Raw genomic sequence first — 14,556 nt, forward strand, 5'->3', positions numbered from 1 at the left:
ACCGGGATCGGAACCCGGGGCACCGCCGCCGTGTGGACCGGCGGCCTCGCCCTGCTCGCGCTCTCCACCGCGGCCACGATCACGATCGGCCCCGCCGGCATCGCCGTCGGCGACGTCTGGGCGGTCGTCGCCTCCCGGTTCGGCGGGGCCGCGTCCGGCCTCACCCCGATCCGCGAGGGGATCGTCTGGGACCTGCGCCTGCCCCGCACCCTGCTGGCCGCGGTGTGCGGGGCGGGGCTCGGCGTCTGCGGCGCCGTCATGCAGTCGCTGCTGCGCAACCCGCTCGCCGACCCGTTCGTGCTCGGCGTCTCCTCGGGCGCCTCGACCGGGGCGGTGCTGGTGGTGGTCCTCGGGGTGGGCGGCGGCGCGGTCTCCCTGTCGGCGGGCGCGTTCCTGGGAGCGCTGTGCTCCTTCGCGCTCGTGCTGCTGCTCGGCTACGCCTCGGGCGGCACCACCGACCGCGTCATCCTGGCGGGGGTCGCGTCCATGCAGCTGTTCTCGGCGCTGACGTCGTTCGTCGTCATCTCCTCCGCCGACGCCGAGCAGACCCGGGGGGTGCTGTTCTGGCTGCTGGGCTCGCTCAGCGGCGCGAGCTGGGGCGACGTGGGGCTGGGCGCGGCCGCCCTCGCGGCGGTCCTGCTGGTGTGTGCCTTCACCACCACCGCGCTGGACGCCTTCGCCTTCGGCAGCGACGCGGCGTCCTCTCTGGGCGTCGACGTCGCCCGCGTCCGGCTGCTGCTGCTCACCGCGACGGCGCTGCTGACCGCGGCCCTGGTGAGCGTCGCCGGGGCGATCGGGTTCGTGGGGCTCGTGCTGCCGCACGCCGCGCGCGCCGTCGTCGGCTCCGGCCACCGGAGGCTGCTGCCGACGACGGCCCTGGTCGGGGCGCTCTTCCTGGTGTGGGTCGACACGGCCGCCCGCACCGTCATGGACCCGCAGGAGATCCCCGTGGGCGTGGCGACCTCGCTGATCGGGGTGCCCGCCTTCGTGGTCATCCTCTACCGGGGCCGGAGGATGTCGTAATGGACGGAGGAGGGGACGTGGGGCTGCGCGCGGAGGACGTCTCGTGGGCGGTGGGCGGCCGGATGATCGTCGACGGGGTCAGCGTCGAGCCCCGGACCGGGGACACGGTGGGGCTGCTGGGGCCCAACGGCTCGGGGAAGTCGACGCTGCTGCGGCTGCTCGCCGGGGTGCGCCCCGCCTCGTCGGGGGTCGTCCGCCTCGACGGCGACCCCCTGGGCGCGCTGGGCCGCAGGGCCGTGGCGCGCAGGGTCGCCGTCGTCGAGCAGCACTCCGCCACCCAGGTCGACATGACCGTCCTGGACGTGGTGCGCCTGGGGCGGATCCCGCACCGGCGCGCCTGGTCGGCCCGGTCCGCGGAGGACGACGAGGCGGTGCGCGACGCCATCGGGTACACCCGGCTGGAGGACCGGGTCGGGCAGTCCTGGCACACCCTCTCGGGAGGGGAGCGCCAGCGGGTGCAGATCGCCCGCGCCCTCGCCCAGCGCCCGCGCGAGCTGCTGCTGGACGAGCCGACCAACCACCTGGACGTCCGGCACCAGCTCGACCTGCTCGCCCTCATCGCGCGCGCCCCGGTCACCAGCGTGGTCGCGCTGCACGACCTCAACCTCGCGGCGATGTTCTGCGACCACCTGGTGGTCCTCGGAAACGGCCGGGTCGTCGCCGCGGGAACCCCCGCCCAGGTGGTGACCGAGAAGCTGATCGCCGACGTCTACGGGGTCCGCGCCGTCGTCACCCCCGACGGACCCGACGACCGCCCCTCGGTCCGCTTCCTGCCGACCGGCGGGTAGGGCCGGCGCGCGGCCCGGGACGAGGGGCTTACCGGGAGGCCCCCGGGGTAGCGGGGCCGGGGAGACAGCGATGGGGCGGCACGCCCCGGTTCCCTGTCCGCACGCCGAAGAGAGGAACCCGCCGCCATGCGCCTGCCCCGTTCCAGAGGCCCCGTGACCGAGCGGCTGTTCGAGGCGCTCGCACGCCCGCCGCGCGACGGCGCGCCGCGGATCCCCGATCCCGACAGTCCGGGGGTCGCGGCGCTGGCCGACGAGGACCTGCAGCTCGCCCTGCACGTCTGCTACGAGCTGCACTACTGCGGATTCGACGGCGTGGACGACGCGTGGGAGTGGGACCCGGGGCTCCTCGCCGCGCGGGCCGCCCTGGAGGCGCGGTTCGAGGGCGCCCTCGGCGCCCTCGTCGCCGGCTCCGCCCCCGAGGGGTTCGAGAGCGCGGCACCGCCCGGTGTCCCCGCCGCGCTCGCCGCCCTGGTCCGGGCGGACGGCGGCGGCCCGTCCCTGGCGGCCTTCCTGCGGCGCCACGCGGACCTCGGGCACTACCGCGAGTTCGCCGTCCACCGTTCGGTCTACCACCTGCGCGAGGCCGACCCGCACACCTGGGGCATACCGCGGATCCGGGGGAGGGCGAAGGCGGCGCTCGTGGAGATCCAGTCCGACGAGTACGGCGAGGGGAACCCGGATCGGATGCACTCCGCGCTCTTCGCGGCCGCCATGCGGGGGCTGGGGCTGGACGACGGCTACGGCGCGTACCTCGACGCGGTCCCCGGGGTGACGCTGGCCGTGAGCAACACGATGTCCTTCTTCGGGCTGCACCGCCGCCGCCGCGGCGCGCTCCTGGGCCATCTCGCGGCCTTCGAGATGACGTCCACGGGGCCCAACCGCGACATCTCGCTGGGCCTGCGCCGGCTGGGCGCGGAGGACCGGGTGCGCCGCTACTTCGACGAGCACGTCGAGGCCGACGCGGTCCACGAGCAGATCGCCGCCCACGACATGTGCGGCGCCTTCGCGGCGGACCACCCGGAACTCGCGGCGGACGTCCTGTTCGGCGCGGCGGCCTGCCTCGCCGTCGACCGGCTGTTCGCCGGGCACGTCATCGACCGCTGGAAGCGCGGCGCGACGTCGCTGCGCCCGCTGCGCAGCCTGGCGCCGGTGTGAGCGGCGCGGTCCCGGTCAGCCTCGTCATCCCGCTGCGCTGGGAGGACGACCGCGCGCTCGGCGGGATGACCCGGTACCTGGAGGGCCTGGTCGGGCTGGCCGACGAGGTGGTCGTGGTCGACGGCTCACCCGGGCCCCTCTTCGCGAGGCACGCCGACGCCTGGAGGCGCTGCGGGGGACGGCTCCGCCACCTCAGGCCGTCCGGCTCCGCGCGGTGCGCCAACGGCAAGGTCGCCGGGGTCCGGACCGGTGTGGCGGCGGCGGCGAACGAGAAGGTCGTCGTCGCGGACGACGACGTCCGCTACGACCCGGCGGCACTGCGGCGGGTGTGCGCCGAACTCGACCGCGCCGACCTGGTCCGCCCGCAGAACTACTTCGACCCGTTGCCGTGGCACGCGGTCTGGGACACCGGCCGGACCCTCCTGAACCGGGCGTTCGGCCACGACTACCCGGGGACCTTCGGGCTGCGCCGCACGGCGTTCCTGCGGATGGGCGGCTACGACGGGAACGTCCTCTTCGAGAACCTGGAGCTCATCCGGACCGTACGGGCGTCCGGGGGCTCCGAGGCGCGCCCTCTCGACCTCTACGTCCGGCGGCTGCCGCCGGAGAGCGGCCGGTTCTGGTCCCAGCGCCTCCGGCAGGCCTACGACGACACCGCGCAGCCGGCGCGCATGGCGCTGTTCCTCGCCCTCGGGCCCCTGGCCGGACTCGCCGCCCTGCGGGCCCCGGTCCTGCTGCCGTGCGGCGCCGCCGCGGTCGTCCTCCTGGCCGAGGCGGGGCGGCGCCGAGCGGGCGGGGCGGCGGTCTTCCCCGCGGCCGCCTCACTCGCGGCCCCGGTCTGGGTCTGCGAGCGCGCGGTGTGCGCCTGGCCGGCCCTCGCCGCCCGGCTGACCGGAACCGGCGTCGCCTACGCGGGCTCCCGCCTCGCCGTCGCCGCCCACTCCCGTGGACGGCTCCGGCGGAGGGCCGGCGGGGCGCCGGCCCTCCGCGAACCCCGGGGCGGTGAACCCGATGGCCTTGTGGGTGCCGTCGCAGAACGGCCGGGCGGCCGAGGCCCCGCACCGGCACAGCGCAACGGTGCGCCGCCCCGGCGCGACGGCGCTTCCGTCACCCGCCAGCAGCCGGAACGGCCCTCGGACCAGTAGCGGGCCGTCGGGGTAGGCGGTGACGGTCACAGGGGAGTCCTCTTCGTCGTTCACCGGAACGCCGCTACCCGTGCCCCGGCCCCGGAAACGACGCCCGTGTCAGCCGCCCGCAGGAGCCGGGGCGAGCCGTTCCCCCAGGGCCTCCAGGTCGGGGAGGAACCAGAGCAGGCGTCCCCGGTTGCTCTCGCGGACGAAGTCGCGCAGGGCGGTTCCGGCGTCGGTGTGCCGGGATATGTCGCCGAGGACGGCGAGGCCCAGCCGGTAGGTGGCGAACTTCTGGACGACGTCGCCCGCGACGCGGGTGCGCAGTCGGAAGAAGTCGTCCGAGAGGCGGTCCGCCGGGAGGGCGACCCAGGCGGCGCCGTGGTGGAAGGCCTCGCCGATCAGGTCGGTCGCGTCGCGCTCGCCGCGCAGCGGGGCGCCGTCGGCCGCGCACACGAGGACGGGCGTGCCGTGGATGTCATGGAGAACGTCGGGCATGGGCGGGGTCCTTTCACGGACGCGGGAGGACGGGGGCGGACGCGGTGCGGTGGGAGGAGAGGAGCCCGGTGCTCACCGCTGCTCCTCGACCAGGGCGGCGGCGAGCCCGAGCAGCGCCGAGGTGTCGCCGGGGCCGCCCAGGACGACGATCCGCAGGACGGCCCGCTCCGCGTCGTGGACCACCTTGACGTGCAGGTCCCGGCCGTCGTGGTCCCTGCTCCCGGCGGATGCCGTGAGCAGGGTGGCCAGGCGGGACGCCGTCTCGGGGTCGACCCCGTCGATCCGCACCGTGGCGGACGCCTCCGCGTGGAGGGGCTCCCGCGCGGGCGGGGACACGGGGGCGCCGGTGAACGACTCCAGGTCCTCGCGCGCGATCCTGTACTGCTTTCCGATCCGGGCCGCCTTCAGCCGCCCGTCGCGCACGTAGCCGCGCACGGTCCGCACGTGCAGGCCCAGCAGCTCCGCCACCTGCTCCACCGAGTACAGCCGCTGCGGCACAGGACCCCTTCCGCCTCCGGAACCGGACCGCTCCTGTTGTGAACGATCTTTTCAATCCCTAAACTACCCTAATCTCCGGAAGGATAGGGAAGGAAAGGTAGTGAGCGGTCGGGAATGGGACGCGCGCGGATCCCGAGCGCGCGTCCCACCGGTCACCGGTCACCGGTCCGGGCGCAGCACCGCCGCGTGGCCGCCGCCGCGCCGCTCCGCCTCCGCGACGGCCTGGAACCGCCCGCGCCCCAGGAACTCCAGACCCACGGCGGCGCCGATCTCGGGGACCTCGGTGAAGGAGTGGCCCCGCGCGGCCAGGTCCTTCTCCGCCCGGGTGCCGAAGAAGGCCGGTTCGGCCTGGGTCTGGGCCGCGTTGCGCTGGGAGAGGCGGGGCTCGGCCATCGCCTCGGGCAGGGTGAGACCCCGGTCGACCCGGTCGACCAGCAGCTGCAGCACGGTGGTGATGATGGTCGCGCCGCCGGGGGTGCCCAGGGCCAGGTAGGGCTCGCCGTCCCGCAGCACGATCGTGGGCGACATGCTGGAGCGCGGCCGCTTGCCGGGCGCGGGCAGGTTGGCCGCGCCCGCGCCGGTGTCGGAGACCTCGAACTCGAAGTCGGTCAGCTCGTTGTTGAGCAGGAAGCCGCGGCCGGGGACGGTGATTCCGCTGCCGCCGGTCTGCTCGATGGACATCGTGTAGGAGACGACGTTTCCCCACCGGTCGGCGGTGACCAGGTGGGTGGTGGAGGAGCCCTCGTAGCCGCCGTCGGCCGTCGGCCCGTCGGCGCAGCCGCCGCCCGGGGCCGCGTCGCCCGCCGGGACCGGCGCCGCCAGCGCGGTGTCCAGGTCGATCCCGCAGGCCCGCCGGGCGGCGTAGCCGTCGGACAGCAGCGTCTCCAGCGGCACGTCGGAGAACTCCGGATCGCCCACGTAGGCGTTGCGGTCGGCGAAGGACAGCTTGCCGGCCTCCAGCATCAGGTGCCGGACCCCCGCGTCCCCGACCTCCCCGGGGTCGAAGCCCTCCATGATGTTCAGCGCCTCGCCCACCGTGGAGCCGCCCGACGACGACGGCGCCATCCCGTAGACGTCCAGCCCCCGGTACTCCACGTGCGTCGGGTCGCGCTCCACCGGCGCGTACCCGGCCACGTCCGCCGCCGTCAGCAGCCCCGGCCGTACCACCCGGTCCGCGTCCCCGGCCACCGGCGGGTCGGAGGCCGCCTCGGCGACGTCCCGCCCGATCCTCCCCGACAGGACGTCGGCGCCCCGCACCGCGAACGCCCGGTAGGTGTCGGCCAGGTCGGGGTTGCGCAGCACCGTTCCCGGCTCCGGTGGCGCGCCGCCGGGCAGGAACAGCTCCGCCGTCGCCGGGAAGTCGGCGAACCGATCGGCGTTCTGCGCGGTCTGCGCCCGGAACGTCTCGTCCACCACGAACCCGTCCTCGGCCAGTTCGACGGCCGGGCGCATCACCCGCCTCAACGGCGTCCGCCCCCACTCCCGAACCGCGTACTCCCAGGTGGACGGGGTTCCTGGGGCGCCCACCCCGAGACCGGAGGTCACGGCCTCGTCGAACGGGATCGGCTCGCCGTCCTCCAGGAACGCCTCCTCGCCCATCGCCGCGGGCGCGGTCTCGCGCCCGTCGAGCGTGTGGACCCGGTCGTCCCGCGCGCTGTAGTAGACGAAGTAGCCGCCGCCGCCGAAACCGCCCGAGTACGGCTCGGTGACGCCCAGCGCGGCCGCCGCCGCGACGGCGGCGTCGACGGCGTTGCCGCCGCGTCGCAGGATCTCCAGTCCCGCCTCGGTGGCGTCGGGGTCGACGGTGGACACCGCCCCGCCCCCGCCCACCGCGACCGGATCGCGGTCCGGCCCCTCGTATCCCTGGGCCGGGACCGGCGCGACGCCGATCCCGACGAGAACGGCCGCTCCGAGCACCGCTGTGATGCCGATGGTCTTCCCGCCCACGCAACCCGCCCTTTCCGGTCACTTCCGGTCATAAGCCGGTCACAAACCTAACCCGAAAGGCCGCCGCTGCGCCTCCGTCATCCGGAGGAATCCGGGAAGGACACGGGGGATCCCGGCGGACCCGGCCGCCGGTGCGCGCGGCCCGGCGCGTCCGGCCGCGGTTTCGCGTGCTCCCCGGGGAAAGCGGACGGCCCGCGCCGTTCCCAGCGGGGCTGGGGCGACACGGGCCGTCGAGAGAACCTCCGGTGCGGGGGTGTTTCGGGCACCGGTGCTTCGGAGGCCTTTCGGCCTCCTGTCGTGCGGATCACGGGGTCACGGCGGGCAGCGGCGGCGGGTGCGGGTCGAGGTCGCGCCCAGAGTGTCCGTTGCGCGAGGGTTTCGTTGGCGGTCTTGGGCTTTCTGCCCGTTTCGGGGTCTGGAAGAGCGGAAAGCCCATGATCATTCCGGATGGGGGGCGGGATCGGCCCTCGAATGTCCGGTGACCTTGCTGTTTTCCCCTGAAAAACCTTGATTTCAGGGGGAAACAGCAAGATCATCAACGGCAACCACGCGAAACGGACACCTTCCCGCAGCCCGGGGCCCCGCTCGCCGTCGCCGCCCGCCGTGACCTCGCGATCCGCGTGGCGTGAGGCCGAAAGACCCACCCGAAGCACCGGCACGCGAATCACCCCCGCGCCGGAGCCTCCCTGGTGCTTCGGGTTCTCGGCTACGCGGCGTTCCCGCGCAGGGTCGGCCGCTCGGAGCGCCCGTTCCGGGGGGCGGAGCCCCGGCGCGACTGCGCGGAGCGGCCGCGGTTGCCCCGGGACGGGGAGCCGCCGCGCCGGGCGGGCGCGGGGGCGGGGGCGGCGATGACGACCGGGACGCCCGAGGGCTCGCGGGCCCCGGTGACCCGGACGAGGTCGGCGTTGCCCGGACGCACCTGGACGGTGCCGGCCTTGATGTTGGCGGCGGACATCAGGCGGCTCACCTCGCGCCGCTGGTTCGGCAGGACGAGGGTGACGACGCTGCCGGACTCGCCCGCGCGGGCGGTGCGCCCGCCGCGGTGCAGGTAGTCCTTGTGGTCGCCCGGCGGGTCGATGTTCACGACGAGGTCGAGCCCGTCGACGTGGATGCCCCGCGCGGCCACGTTGGTGGCGATCAGGGCGGTGACGTTCCCGTTCTTGAACTGCTCGAGGGTGCGGTTGCGCTGCGGCTGCGACTTGCCGCCGTGCAGCGCGGCGGCCCGGACCCCGCTGGCCAGCAGGTGCTTGGCCATCTTGTCGGCGGCGTGCTTGGTGTCCATGAACATGATCACCCGGCCCTCGCGGGCCGCGATGTGCGTGGCGACGGTGCGCTTGTCCAGGTCGGACACGTGCAGCAGGTGGTGCTCCATCGTCGTCACGGCCCCCGCCGACGGGTCGACCGAGTGGACCACCGGGTCGGACAGGAACCGGCGCACCAGCTTGTCGACGTTGCGGTCCAGGGTCGCGGAGAACAGCATCCGCTGCCCGTCCGGGCGCACCTGCTGGAGCAGGGCGGTGACCTGCGGCATGAAGCCCATGTCGGTCATCTGGTCGGCCTCGTCCAGCACGGTGATGGCCACCTGGTCGAGGTGGCAGTCGCCACGGGAGACCAGGTCCTTGAGCCGGCCGGGGGTGGCCACGACGATCTCGGCGCCGTTGCGCAGCGCGTTGGCCTGCCGGGAGATGGACATGCCGCCGACCACGGTGGTCAGCCGCAGCCGCACCGACTGGGCGTAGGGGGTGAGGGCGTCGGTGACCTGCTGGGCCAGCTCGCGGGTGGGGACCAGCACCAGGCCGAGCGGCTGGCGCGGCTCCGCGCGCTGCCCGGTGGTGCGGGAGAGCAGGGCCAGGCCGAAGGCGAGGGTCTTGCCCGAGCCGGTGCGGCCGCGGCCCAGGACGTCGCGGCCGGTCAGCGAGTTCGGGAGGGTGGCCGCCTGGATCGGGAACGGGGCGGTCATGCCGTTGCGCTCGAGCGCGGACAGCAGGGGGGCGGGCATGCCCAGCTCGGCGAACGACTCGACCGGCGCGAGCGCGGGGGTCGTGCTGACCGGCAGCGCGAACTCGCCCTGCGGGGCGGCGGAGGGGCCGCGACGGTTCGGGGACTGGCTGCGGGGGCGCTGACGCCCTCCCTGGCCCTGCCCCTGGCGGGAGAAGCGATCGTTGGAGCGGGTGGTGCGATTCATTCAGGAACCTTCCTCGCGACGGCACGTGTCGAGGAAGTCCCGGCGGAAGAGCGCCGCGCAGGGGACCACAAGAACGAACCGAAGAAAATGGATACGAAGCGCGGACGGATGACCGTGCGATGGGCTTCGAGGCGGTCGGAGACCGCCGGGAACGGCGGTCGGTGATCCGGACCACGGATGTGCGCCGCCGGGGGGCGGCTGCGCGGGTTCCGCGGTGACGGCGGGACCCGCGCGGTGCGGCGTGCGCCGCGTCAGCAGTGTCAGACGAGTGTGATGTTCTCGGCCTGCGGACCCTTGGGCCCCTGCGTGATGTCGAACTCCACCTTCTGGCCCTCGGCCAGCTCACGGAAGCCCGTGGCGTTGATGTTCGAGTAGTGGGCGAAGACGTCGGGGCCGCCGCCGTCCTGCGTGATGAAACCGAAGCCCTTGGTTCCGTTGAACCACTTCACAGTGCCAGTACTGATGCCAGTCTCCCTCGGGGCCGTACCGGAGGTCCGCGCTCTGCGGACTCCGCGTTACCGCGATGATCACCCGACCGGAAAGAAAGCACCGGAAAACAAAAAGTGCGTCTGAAGGTTCGGAAACCAGCAGGCGCGCACAAAGTCCATGGGAACCACAACTGTAACTACGGTCCAAAGTAGCACGTCCCGCTCCCGCGCGGGCGGAGGCCGGACGTCGCCTCCGTCACACCCGCGGTGCGGAGCGTGGCCGCAGGGCGGACCCGGGACGGCCGCGTCCCCGGAACCTGAGCGCCGGGGCCGGAGGGGTCAGGACCAGCCCAGAGCCCGGACGAGCAGGTCGACGTAGACGAGGTTGACGACGGCGTGGACGGCGACGAGGACCCAGATGTTGCGGTAGCGCGCCCACAGGTAGCCCTGCATCAGGCCGAACACCCCCTGGAAGGCCGCCAGCGAGGCGAGGCCGAGACCGACGGCGTCCCCGTGCAGGTGGCTCGTGTGCATCGCGGCGAACAGCAGCGACGAGGCCAGGATCGCGGGCCACCGGCCGTAGCGGACCTCCAGGCGGGTCTGCAGCCAGCCCCGGTAGAAGACCTCCTCCAGCACCCCGGCGGTCAGCAGGGTGACCAGCGAGCCGACCGCGAGCGTGACCGGGTCGGGCAGCTCCTGGGTCAGGGGCGGGGCCAGGGGGCCGGCCTGCGAGAGCAGGAACCACGCCGCGACGGCGGGGAGCGGGGCCAGCCAGGTGACGGGGGCGGGGATCGCGCGGCCGCCGGGCGCGTCCCCGCGCAGCAGCCGAAAGGCCGCCAGCGGTACGACCAGCAGGAGCAGGACCTTGGCCAGCGGGTACCACAGCGACTGGTTCTGGCCGATGACCAGGACCGGGAAGACCGTCGCGGCGGCCACGAGCACCCACGTCTCCCGGGCGAGGCGCCGCCCGGTCACCCCCTCCAGGGGGCGGGGGAGCGCGGCCCGAGGGGGGACGAGGCGGGCGAGCGCCATCGCGGCGAGAGCGGGCAGCACGCTCGCCCACAGCGAGACCGGCGTGGCACCGGGGTCCGCGGAGGCGGTGACGCCGGTGGTGCCGGTCCGCAGCAGCCAGGCGAACGCCGCGGCGTAGACCGCGATCCCCGTCACCGTGATGGCGGCGGCGCCACGAGAGGCCCTGGGGCCGTCGGTGTCGATCATGCCGGCAATACTCCGCCGGCGCGGGCCCGGCGTCGTCGTCATTCGGGACCAGACCGCGTCCATCCTTGGATGGAGGCGGGGCCGGACGGGCGCGTTTCCCTCCCCGGGGCGGGCCTCACTCTCGGGTCGGCTCCCCGGCGGTCCCGCCGTCCCGCGCGGCACGCCCTCCGGCGCGGCGGGGGCGGCGCCAGCCCGCCAGCATCAGCAGCGCGCCGCCGACGAGCACGACCGCGGTCACCGTGCCCAGACCCTGCCCGTCGACGCCGTAGGCCGCGCGGAAGAACGCGCCGATGCCCACGTGCAGCAGCGCCCACAGCGTGCTTCCCAGCATCGCCCAGGAGATGAAGCGCCGGTAGGGCATCCCGACGGTGCCCGCCAGGACCGGGACGATCGCGTGCACCACCGCCACGAACCTGGACCCCACGATCGCCAGCCCGCCCCGGGGCCGGGCGAGCACCTCCTCGGCGTGCAGCCACCGGTCCTCGCCGATCCACCGGCCCATCCTGCCGTGGCGGAACCGCGTCCCCGCGTACCGCCCGATCGCGTACCCCGCGGTCTCCCCGATGAGCGCTCCCGCCAGGGTCGCCCCCGTGACGAGGACGAACCCCGGCACGTCGGTGACGCTCGCCCCCGCCACCAGGACGACCGGGTCCCCCGGTGCGAACAGTCCGATGAACGCCGTCGTCTCCAACGCCATGAACAGCAGCACGGCCCCCGCCACCAGCAGCGGCGGGAGGTCGGACAGAGAGGACAGGAGCCCGTCCGTGAAAGAGGTCATGGGGGTGATTCTTCAACCTCGCGGCCGCGCGGCGGCACGACCGGGACGACCGGTTCGGGACTTCGGACCGCTGACGTGGGAAAGCCGGGGCCCCGCCGTCCCGCGCGGGCCGGTTTCCGCTGTTTCGCGCGGGTGCGGGCATCGTGCACCATGGACGGGTGACTCGGGTGACGGAAACGGGACCCGGCCGCGCGCCCGGCGCGCGGCCCGGTCTCGCAGAGGTGTTCACGGGCCCCCGGTTCCGCATGCTGGCCGACCTGGTCTCGGACGGCGACGTGGTGGTCCTGAGCGGGGCCGGGCTGTCGACCGAGTCCGGCATCCCGGACTACCGGGGGGAGAGCGGCCGCAGGCGGCGGGCCGAGCCCATGACGTACCAGGCGTTCGTGGGCAGCGCCGAGGCCCGCAGGCGGTACTGGGCGCGCAGCCACCTGGGATGGCGGCACATCGCGCGCGCCGCGCCCAACGCGGGCCACCGCGCGGTCGCCGCGCTGCAGGACCTCGGGCTGGTCGCGGGGATCATCACCCAGAACGTCGACGGCCTGCACCAGGCCGCCGGAGCGCGGGACGTGGTCGAGCTGCACGGCGGCCTCGACCGGGTCCTGTGCCTGGGCTGCGGGCGGCGCACCCCGCGCGGCGCGTTCGACGAGCGGCTGCGTTCGGCCAACCCGCACTGGCGGGCCCGGGCGGACGGGGTCAACCCCGACGGGGACGCGGCCCTCGCCGACGACCAGGTCGCGTCCTTCCGGGTCCTGGACTGCCTCGACTGCGGCGGCGTGCTCAAACCCGACGTGGTGTTCTTCGGCGAGAACGTGCCGGGACCCCGCGTCCGGGAGTGCTACGCGCTGACCGAGCGCGCCGGGACGCTGCTGGTCCTCGGGTCCTCGCTGACCGTGATGTCCGGCTACCGGTTCGTGCGCCGCGCGGCCGAGCACTCCGTCCCCGTGACGATCGTCAACCAGGGGCCCACGCGGGGCGACGCCCAGGCGCTGCTGACCTTCGACGCCCCCCTCGGGGAGGCCCTCACCGCGCTCCTGGCGGGCCTCGGCCCGGCGCGCTGACACCGCCGGACCCTCAGGGGGAGCCGGGCCAGGAGCCCCGGCCGGCCAGGTGCAGGACCAGAGCGGCGATGTTCCAGGCGTCGTCCTCGCCCCGGTGGTGGCGGCCCTCCAGCGGCAGCCCGGCGAGGCGCAGGGCCTGGGCCATCCCGGGGCGTTTGCGCAGCCCGTGGGCTTCGGTGAAGACCGCCTTGGCGTTGGTGTGCCGCCTCCCGAAGGGGTACGCCGCGCCGGTCGCCCGGCACTGGCGGGCGAACTGGTGCCGGTCGTAGTCGCCCCAGCTGGCCCACGGGCGCGAACCCGCCCGGTGCCGGGTCGCGAGAAGCCGACAGGCGTCGGCGAAGCCGACCCCCGTGTCCACCTCGGCCTGGGTCAGCCCGGTCAGTCCGGTGCAGAAGACGCTGACGGTCGACCGCGCGGGCCGGACCAGGACGCGGTGGCGCCCGGTCCGCCGCCCCGCGCCGAGGTCGACGACGGTCAGCCCGATCTCGATGATCTCGCTGACCTCCCCGCGCGGGGGCTCGCCGTCCCAGCAGGTCGCCTCCACGTCGACGACGTTGAGCAGTCCACCGGTGCTGTCCATGCCGCAGAGCCTAGATCGTTGATGGGAAATCCCTGAAACGCCTGCGCCCATGGCGAAGGGCGTCGAGGGTCGGTGTGTGAAAACTGACCTTGACGCCCTTCTGACAGCACTCTACGTCCATCTAGACGATGACGTGATCCCTTCGACCAACCAACGTCCCGGACCGGGCCGCTTGTACTGACCACTGAGGTTGGTGACACCCACCCGCCTGACACAAGCGAAGAGGGCCTCCGGTATCGGTGTGGATTACGACATCTACCACCGGACCGGAAGGCCCTCGATGCCCCACACTACCCACGCCAACGCCATCCTCACCCCCGCCGGCCGTCTGGCATTGGCCCGCTGCGTGGTCGAAGACGGCTGGCCCCTGCGCCGGGTTCTCCCGGTGCCGCGGCCCGGGCGGCGGTCACCCGGACGCGGGGGCGGCGCTCCGGTCCGGGTCCCCGCGCAGCAGGAGCGCGGCGGTCACCGTCGTCCACGTCAGCCCCGTGACGACCGAGATCCGCTGGTAGAGGCCGCCCAGCTCGACGAACCCCTCGGTCTGGGAGAACCCGGCGCTCGCGAGGAGGAAGAAGGCGGGGAGCACGGCCGCGCTGAGAGCGGAGTACACCGCGAACCCCCACCGGCGGCCGCGCGCGGACCGGACGGCGAACGCGGCGCAGGCCGCCGGGATCCCGAAGAAGAACAGCATCGACGCGCCGTCGTGGGCCGCGCCGGCCGCGGTGTACACCAGCGCGTGGGGGGTCCCCGGCGGATAACCGCTCACCGGGTCGGTCGGGAACAGGCCCGCCCCGATCAGCCCGGCCCCGCCCGCCCCCAGCAGCCACGGTCCGATGCCCGGCCGCGCCCCGGCCGGGCGCGGCGTCCGCCGCACGCCGACCGCGAAGGCCGCCAGCAGCGCTCCGGCGACCAGGAAGTTCGCCACCTGGACCCATCCGGTCCCGGTGAGCGCCAGCGAACTGACGGGGTGGCGCAGCTGGTCGTAGCCGGGCCGGAGCGAGCCGGAGACGGTGAACACCAGGACGAAGAGGGGGCCCGCGGCCGCTCCGCACCACAGGAGTCCGCGTGTCAGCGTCATGGGGGTGGCCTTTCTCCAGGAGGGGCGGACCCAGGATCCGGGTCCGGGCCGCGCCCCCGGAGGACTTCCGAGGCGGGCGCCCCCGCCGCCGGGCTTCCGGCGCCCTCGCGGCGCTTCGGGGCGGGGGCGCGTCCACGTATATCATCCGCCGGGGGCTCCGCCCGCGACGCCAAGGGCACAGCCGGTCACCGGCGC

General features: G+C 74.6%; 14 protein-coding genes and 1 pseudogene. 5 read left to right on the forward strand and 10 right to left on the reverse strand.

The window, feature by feature from the left end; all coding sequences use genetic code 11:
• The first annotated feature begins 6 nt into the window (after window positions 1-6).
• The 4 genes and pseudogenes from EV190_RS04835 to EV190_RS24475 all read left to right on the forward strand — a co-directional run.
• Window positions 7-1,023, forward strand: a complete 1,017-nt coding sequence (locus tag EV190_RS04835) for a FecCD family ABC transporter permease (RefSeq protein ID WP_208113069.1) — start codon at window positions 7-9, stop codon at window positions 1,021-1,023.
• Complete coding sequence (locus EV190_RS04840; RefSeq protein ID WP_133740238.1) at window positions 1,023-1,811, forward strand: ABC transporter ATP-binding protein; 789 nt, start codon at window positions 1,023-1,025, stop codon at window positions 1,809-1,811. Before EV190_RS04835 ends, EV190_RS04840 begins: the two co-directional genes overlap by 1 nt.
• 126 nt (window positions 1,812-1,937) lie before the next feature.
• Window positions 1,938-2,966, forward strand: coding sequence for an iron-containing redox enzyme family protein (locus tag EV190_RS04845; RefSeq protein WP_133740239.1), 1,029 nt, complete (start codon window positions 1,938-1,940; stop codon window positions 2,964-2,966).
• A gap of 65 nt (window positions 2,967-3,031) precedes the next feature.
• A pseudogene (locus EV190_RS24475) lies at window positions 3,032-3,265 on the forward strand (glycosyltransferase); the annotation flags it as partial.
• A 522-nt stretch (window positions 3,266-3,787) separates the two neighbouring features.
• Here the strand turns inward: EV190_RS24475 and EV190_RS23885 are convergent.
• The 8 genes from EV190_RS23885 to EV190_RS04885 all read right to left on the reverse strand — a co-directional run bounded on the left by EV190_RS23885 (window position 3,788) and on the right by EV190_RS04885 (window position 11,645).
• Entirely contained in the window at window positions 3,788-4,165 is a 378-nt protein-coding gene (locus tag EV190_RS23885) for a CDGSH iron-sulfur domain-containing protein (RefSeq protein WP_341770518.1), read from the reverse strand.
• Window positions 4,166-4,210: 45 nt separating this feature from the next.
• Complete coding sequence (locus EV190_RS04855; protein WP_133740240.1) at window positions 4,211-4,591, reverse strand: DUF4180 domain-containing protein; 381 nt, start codon at window positions 4,589-4,591, stop codon at window positions 4,211-4,213.
• A 72-nt stretch (window positions 4,592-4,663) separates the two neighbouring features.
• A complete protein-coding gene (locus tag EV190_RS04860) occupies window positions 4,664-5,089 on the reverse strand; it encodes a helix-turn-helix domain-containing protein (RefSeq protein ID WP_133740241.1) in 426 nt (141 codons plus the stop codon).
• A 159-nt stretch (window positions 5,090-5,248) separates the two neighbouring features.
• Window positions 5,249-7,036 carry a gamma-glutamyltransferase gene (ggt, locus tag EV190_RS04865; protein ID WP_208113045.1) on the reverse strand — a complete coding sequence of 596 codons (1,788 nt, stop codon included), beginning with the start codon at window positions 7,034-7,036 and terminating at the stop codon, window positions 5,249-5,251.
• Window positions 7,037-7,742: 706 nt separating this feature from the next.
• Window positions 7,743-9,221 carry a DEAD/DEAH box helicase gene (locus EV190_RS04870; RefSeq protein ID WP_133740242.1) on the reverse strand — a complete coding sequence of 493 codons (1,479 nt, stop codon included), beginning with the start codon at window positions 9,219-9,221 and terminating at the stop codon, window positions 7,743-7,745.
• Between the two features lie 260 nt (window positions 9,222-9,481).
• Window positions 9,482-9,685, reverse strand: a complete 204-nt coding sequence (locus tag EV190_RS04875; protein ID WP_133740243.1) for a cold-shock protein — start codon at window positions 9,683-9,685, stop codon at window positions 9,482-9,484.
• Between the two features lie 303 nt (window positions 9,686-9,988).
• Window positions 9,989-10,867, reverse strand: coding sequence for a CPBP family intramembrane glutamic endopeptidase (locus EV190_RS04880; RefSeq protein WP_133740244.1), 879 nt, complete (start codon window positions 10,865-10,867; stop codon window positions 9,989-9,991).
• Window positions 10,868-10,982: 115 nt separating this feature from the next.
• The gene (locus tag EV190_RS04885) at window positions 10,983-11,645 is read right to left on the reverse strand and encodes a DedA family protein (RefSeq protein WP_133740245.1); all 663 of its coding nucleotides are present in this window, start codon (window positions 11,643-11,645) and stop codon (window positions 10,983-10,985) included.
• 245 nt (window positions 11,646-11,890) lie between these two features.
• Here EV190_RS04885 and EV190_RS04890 point away from each other — a divergent pair, with 245 nt between their 5' ends.
• Window positions 11,891-12,703, forward strand: a complete 813-nt coding sequence (locus EV190_RS04890) for an NAD-dependent protein deacetylase (RefSeq protein ID WP_133740465.1) — start codon at window positions 11,891-11,893, stop codon at window positions 12,701-12,703.
• A gap of 13 nt (window positions 12,704-12,716) precedes the next feature.
• Here the strand turns inward: EV190_RS04890 and EV190_RS04895 are convergent, their stop codons facing one another.
• Window positions 12,717-13,283, reverse strand: coding sequence for a 3'-5' exonuclease (locus EV190_RS04895; protein ID WP_133740246.1), 567 nt, complete (start codon window positions 13,281-13,283; stop codon window positions 12,717-12,719).
• Window positions 13,284-13,689: 406 nt separating this feature from the next.
• Window positions 13,690-14,361, reverse strand: a complete 672-nt coding sequence (locus tag EV190_RS04900) for a DUF998 domain-containing protein (RefSeq protein ID WP_133740247.1) — start codon at window positions 14,359-14,361, stop codon at window positions 13,690-13,692.
• Window positions 14,362-14,556: the final 195 nt, after the last annotated feature.

This window comes from Actinorugispora endophytica, assembly GCF_004363075.1.
Classification (GTDB): Bacteria; Actinomycetota; Actinomycetes; order Streptosporangiales; family Streptosporangiaceae; genus Actinorugispora; species Actinorugispora endophytica.

Excerpts from the sequence above, each read along its gene's own strand:
- EV190_RS04845 (WP_133740239.1), top strand. The coding sequence starts at position 1,938 with ATGCGCCTGCCCCGTTCCAGAGGCCCCGTGACCGAGCGGCTGTTCGAG.
- EV190_RS04870 (WP_133740242.1), bottom strand. The coding sequence starts at position 9,221 with ATGAATCGCACCACCCGCTCCAACGATCGCTTCTCCCGCCAGGGGCAG.
- EV190_RS04885 (WP_133740245.1), bottom strand. The coding sequence starts at position 11,645 with ATGACCTCTTTCACGGACGGGCTCCTGTCCTCTCTGTCCGACCTCCCG.
- EV190_RS04890 (WP_133740465.1), top strand. The coding sequence starts at position 11,891 with ATGCTGGCCGACCTGGTCTCGGACGGCGACGTGGTGGTCCTGAGCGGG.
- EV190_RS04840 (WP_133740238.1), top strand. The coding sequence starts at position 1,023 with ATGGACGGAGGAGGGGACGTGGGGCTGCGCGCGGAGGACGTCTCGTGG.
- EV190_RS04895 (WP_133740246.1), bottom strand. The coding sequence starts at position 13,283 with ATGGACAGCACCGGTGGACTGCTCAACGTCGTCGACGTGGAGGCGACC.
- EV190_RS04880 (WP_133740244.1), bottom strand. The coding sequence starts at position 10,867 with ATGATCGACACCGACGGCCCCAGGGCCTCTCGTGGCGCCGCCGCCATC.
- EV190_RS04900 (WP_133740247.1), bottom strand. The coding sequence starts at position 14,361 with ATGACGCTGACACGCGGACTCCTGTGGTGCGGAGCGGCCGCGGGCCCC.
- EV190_RS04855 (WP_133740240.1), bottom strand. The coding sequence starts at position 4,591 with ATGCCCGACGTTCTCCATGACATCCACGGCACGCCCGTCCTCGTGTGC.